This is a genomic window from Sulfurimonas sp. (assembly GCF_023228785.1).
GTDB lineage: Bacteria > Campylobacterota > Campylobacteria > Campylobacterales > Sulfurimonadaceae > Sulfurimonas.
The window spans coordinates 1-4,908 of sequence record NZ_JALOAN010000069.1; the positions used below are offsets into that span (position 1 = coordinate 1).

General features: G+C 48.2%; 5 protein-coding genes. All 5 read right to left on the minus strand.

Annotated features, from left to right (window positions below):
* Positions 1 to 1,800: glycosyl hydrolase family 28-related protein (locus tag M0Q24_RS11370; RefSeq protein ID WP_295050748.1), on the minus strand; the 1,800-nt coding region annotated here is incomplete at its 3' end.
* Position 1,801: 1 nt separating this feature from the next.
* Positions 1,802 to 3,184 (minus strand): hypothetical protein, encoded by a 1,383-nt coding sequence (locus M0Q24_RS11375; RefSeq protein ID WP_295050750.1) that lies wholly within the window; start codon positions 3,182 to 3,184, stop codon positions 1,802 to 1,804.
* Entirely contained in the window at positions 3,165 to 3,572 is a 408-nt protein-coding gene (locus M0Q24_RS11380) for a hypothetical protein (protein WP_295050752.1), read from the minus strand. Before M0Q24_RS11380 ends, M0Q24_RS11375 begins: the two co-directional genes overlap by 20 nt.
* A 55-nt stretch (positions 3,573 to 3,627) precedes the next feature.
* Positions 3,628 to 4,128, minus strand: coding sequence for a hypothetical protein (locus M0Q24_RS11385; RefSeq protein ID WP_295050754.1), 501 nt, complete (start codon positions 4,126 to 4,128; stop codon positions 3,628 to 3,630).
* A 222-nt stretch (positions 4,129 to 4,350) separates the two neighbouring features.
* Positions 4,351 to 4,908, minus strand: a 558-nt coding sequence (locus tag M0Q24_RS11390; protein ID WP_295050756.1) for an LPD38 domain-containing protein, incomplete at its 5' end; no start/stop codon positions are given.

A 4,908-nucleotide genomic window follows, 5' to 3' on the forward strand; every position in this document is an offset into this window, starting at 1 on the left:
CCGGAACTTGTTAGATGTTGAGTCGTAATAAATATCCCCATCCATGGGGTCATTCGGCTCTGACTGAGGATCGAGGTGTAACGGTCGATTCATAATCCGCGTTCGGCTTGCGGTCATGTATAGGCGGGTCGTGTCGGTAAAATCAGTCCAGATAAATGAATTCGTGGAGGGGTCGGGCTGGAGCTTCGCCGGCGACAGCGTGCCGCTCGCATGATTGAACCGCAAATCTTTGATGCCAAGCCGATATACCTCAAGCCCGGAAGACTGCGCGTTGATTCTGTCAGTATCAATGTGTATCTCGCCACCAACAATCCTGATTGAATCTGAAGCGACTGTCAGCCTTGGCAGATAGCCGGTTGTGGTTGCGTTGCTGAGCAGTGACACGAAATCGTTGCCGAATGAGATAGTGGGGCTGGCATATTCATCAGATAAATATGCCTGGATTTCTCCGACACCAAGCTTTGGCACTGTAGCAGCATCGAACGAAAGATCACCGATAGAGGCTTCACCGAAATACCCTGCGGAAGCATAGACTGCCCCTGTAGCAACGAACTCATTGGCGCTGATTCTGCCGTCAACTGTAAGTGAAGCAATAGAAGCTGGCCACTTAAATGGAATGTCGGTGTCATCAGCTTGTATGAATCTGGCCGTAAGACTCGCCACATCAAGAGACACGGTTATTGTGCCTATATTTGCCTGGAGCTTGTCGCTGCTGATGGTGTCAGAAGCGCTTATATTGCCTGTGCCAGCGTAAGATTTTGAAACTACGATATTGCCGCCGGCAACAGTAAGCCCCGCAACGGTTAACGGATCGGTAATGGAAAGATTTTCAACCGCTATGCTATCAGCATCCAGGGAATTGACTGTCGCATTGGCTGTTGACACAGAGCCTGCCGACAAATTACCCACGATTGTCGCAAAGCTGGCAATCAAAGCGTCGCCTGTTTGTATTAGCCCCTGTGAAGATATCCCCTGATCACCGAAAGTTGCACCGTCACCAATTACAGTGCCTGATGCTTGAACCGATCCCGGCAGATAAAGATCATCACCAAGAAAAGACAGCTTGTTCAACTTGTCTATTCCCGACAAGCCTTGAATACCATCTGAACCGATAGAAATTGCGATGTTTCCTGTGTCATCGCAGTAATGTGTAGTGCCGTCTATCGTAATAACAGAGTTTGGATTAGTGAACAGATACGCAGTTTGAGTAGCCGCGCTGGAATAACCAACAAAATTAAGCAATAGATTTGCATTGGTCAGGTTACCCAGGGCAACCACGCTTTCTTGAGCGCCGTATGACTCTCCAGACACACCAAGCCTAAGATTGCCAACAATTCCACTACCGCCAGTAATTCTGACAAGCTCAACGTTTGCGCCGTCCGGTGCTATTCTTCCCTGGCACTCAATAACCAGATCGTTTTTCCCGTTGATATGGATCGAGTCGCTTGTGTAATAAATCCCTGGCGGGATTCTCAGAGTCGATCCGTCTGCAAGGGAAGAGACTGCGGCCATAAAAGCGGCATAATCATCCTGGTAATCATCAGGAACCGCGCCGAAGTCTGTTACGTCCACAAAAGAGCTGTCACTCAATCGCAAAGCTTTGCGAAACTTGCCAGCGCCGTCTGCGTCCACAGATGCAGTAGCATTACTCAAATCACTCTTCAGCGCGTCAGTAATACCGTAGCCATCAACGGTTGTCGGCGTGTTTTTTATCTGGCTCCACGAAGGTTTTGTCTGAGCACCAACTACAAACGGTATGGAAAGCAGGAAAAGTATAAATATGAGTCGTTTTTTTGGCATGTTACTGTATCCCGCTATAAGGAGCAACCCAACGCTGGATTCCATCTAGTCTAAGCGATTTAATCGCATTTGGAGCAAGTTCTCTGTTGAACAGCTTTATCGAGTTAATGGCCCCAACCATGTTTTGAACGGGGGATTGTCCTGAACGACGAGCGCCGAAAGTAACAACCGATACAGGGGAGCTAAACGGCGGGTGCCACATAGATAAAAGTGTGCTGTATGTGTCATCTTTGCGCACCTGCAGCATACCCGCATTTATAAATTCCATTGCAATATCGGCAGGAGTTCCTGCGGTAAACGTATGCCCGGTGCTTTGTTCTCCCGCCTCAGTAGTCAGCATAAGCTGAGCGTCATTTCGTAACCACAGACGTAAATAGCCTTGATCATCTTCAAAGATGGTTTGATTTATATCTACTTGATTGAATACTATTCGGAAAAACAACACGCCTGGTGCGGCCTCAATCCCTCCAGTGCTGCATTCTAAACGCCCGGCGCCGCTAAACCCAAAACTTGAACCCAAGTCTGCGTTGAACACCGGAGCAACTGAAGTCATGGTAGCAACTGCAGTAAGAGTTAATTGAGCTGCATTGCAAACGGTGTCCCCTGCCGCGCCAAGGGCAGAAAAGCCCCAAATATAATCTTCGGGCACAGGCGGTAATACTACTGGTATGGCGGGCAGCTCTGCTGAGGTCATAAGATCTTTTGTAGTATCATACGCTGGGTTGAATGAGCACATGGTGACCGTCGGCGCGGAAGTAACAACGGCCCAGCCCGCTGATTGAAATGGGGTATTAGCGTCCAGAGACAATAACTCTGCCCAAGGATTTTGAAGAGAAAGGTTCGTGCGGTCTACGCTCACATCAATGTAAACCCCATTATCATCGCGACACAATCGAACACTCTTGAAGACAGGATTGCTATATTCAGCACCAGCAGTGCGGCGCATCAAGACTTTAACATCCCAGGTGCTGATGACGTCACTCGCCATAACCGGCCCTTTCTTGCCGAACAAAAACGAGTATGAACCGTGGGTCGCCACTTGAGAGCTCCCGATTGTAAGCTGTAGAACTGGTGCTGCTTTGAGTTCCCTGGTATCTTGATCGGCACTGATGATCTCGAATACACGGTGCCATGTCGGCCCAACCCCGGTTGTAGTTATAGATTCACCGATAGAGATTTTACGCAGAGCACTACTAAATGACGCCAGCCCCCCGGCGTCTAAAGGCTCTTCAAGATTGCTGAGATTACGTGCCAGTCCATCCGTATTGCCACCGGAAAGAATCGGGCCATTCTGGGCAATGGCGCTTGACGCTAAAAAAAGCAGGAAGATGAACGACAAAAGGGTTGATTTGAACCGTTTCACATCAATACCCCCAAGCGCCATCTATGACCAGTTCACAGCTGCCAGAATTGGCAACCACAGCACCGGTAAAAGTTCCTGCCAGCCCATTCCAAACGTATGAGCTGCCTTCTTCGACAAGCCGGCCAACTCTATCGGTTCCGGTTGCGATATTGTCAGGATGAGCAATAACGAATGCGCCAGAAGCTGCCCTGATTTCAAAGCCAAGCGTCCCAGCAGGCAGATTGTTCACAAGGTTAATGGGCGTAGCATCATCGAGGGTTATTGTTGGTGTCGCAATACTCTTAAAGCCGAAATTGCATTGAATTGGCTGACCCTGCTGAGTCGGCCATTCTGGATAATTGGCTGAATAAGCAACAATAGCGATACTCAGCAAAAACAACAACAGGCTAAAATAAAGGTTTTTTTTCATGGTAAATCCCCCATAAAGCAATAAGGCGGCGTTTCCGCCGCCGATACGAATGAGCTTATTCTGTGTTCTTGCGGCCCCAGACCTCAACCACAATGTCCTGAGAACCTGATGCGCTACTGAAAATAAGAGTTGGCGCGTGATAAAAAACTTTCTCAAACGCCAAACCAGATTTACACAACGCCCCGGTTGTGGCCAGCAGTTGCGGTGACGACGCGGTAGGCAAAGTTACTCCGGCAGTTCCGATAGTTTCATATTCAGAGTATCGAATCTCATCTGAACCAAGATTCTGAACGCGAAGTAATATTGGATACTCAACGCTATCGGGCAGATAATACGCAGTAGACAACGTGCCTGTTGCAATTTTATCGCTTGGAGTAATTGCAGCTGTCTCCGTGACAGTCGCTTCAGTAAGCATCAAAAGCTTGCTGAATGTTTCAGCCTGGTGCGGAAGGCCGGCAACTCTTACAGCCGGGTCTGCTGCAATTGCAGGCGACACAGTTAAAATAGTGCAGGCGAGGACAAGAACAGAAATCAGCTTTGCGCAAAGCTTTTTCATATAAGGAAACCTCCTTGTTTGTTTATCGAGCCTCCGGCCCGTTCTGTAATAATTATATCATCTATTATCAGTTTTTTGATAGATATTTTTAGCATTTCAATTTTCTTGGCTTTTTCGCTTCCGGTGTGCTATACTTTTACCAACCACGGTTTTGAGTGTCTACCGCACATCAAAACAAAAAGCCCCGCCTCATCACATTTTTGATGGTGGGGCTTTTTATATTTAATTTTGTCGAAGTTCTCTAAATCTTTTATTGAAGCTCTTCTGCGTCGCTAGAATCTGCTTCTGCTTGTCAGACTCAGAGAGGTTTTTTCTTTTCCTGATGGCAGAGATACGCTTGCCAGTGTTCTTGTAAAGCGCCACAGTGGGCAACAATCGCCGATTGGATTTGAGATACTCGATGTTCCGTTCCCGCCTGGCCCGTTCAAAGTCCTCAACGATCTCGGAATTTTCTTTGAACGTCTGCCAGGTGTTGTAATCCGTCGCTTCACCACTGAAGCGCCTGACAACTGGAATGTTGTCAAAATCAGGTGCTTCTCCCGAGGTAATTCTGGCCACTGTATCAAAGCCTCGAATTATCGTTCTACCGACTCCACCAGTGTAAGACTCAAGCAGATGACCAACATCGGCAGGTGATAAGCTGACATACCCGCCTGTGTATCGGTCGCCGCCGGTCAATTCATTCAGGACTCGCGTTGCTCCTCGCAAGATTTTTGAATTACTCTCGTAATACAGTTCGCTGTGTGCCACTTTCGAGCCGAACGCCGGCTGATCGGGTCT

Coding starts and splice junctions, on each gene's coding strand:
- M0Q24_RS11380 (WP_295050752.1), bottom strand. CDS start 3,572: ATGAAAAAAAACCTTTATTTTAGCCTGTTGTTGTTTTTGCTGAGTATC.
- M0Q24_RS11385 (WP_295050754.1), bottom strand. CDS start 4,128: ATGAAAAAGCTTTGCGCAAAGCTGATTTCTGTTCTTGTCCTCGCCTGC.
- M0Q24_RS11375 (WP_295050750.1), bottom strand. CDS start 3,184: ATGGCGCTTGGGGGTATTGATGTGAAACGGTTCAAATCAACCCTTTTG.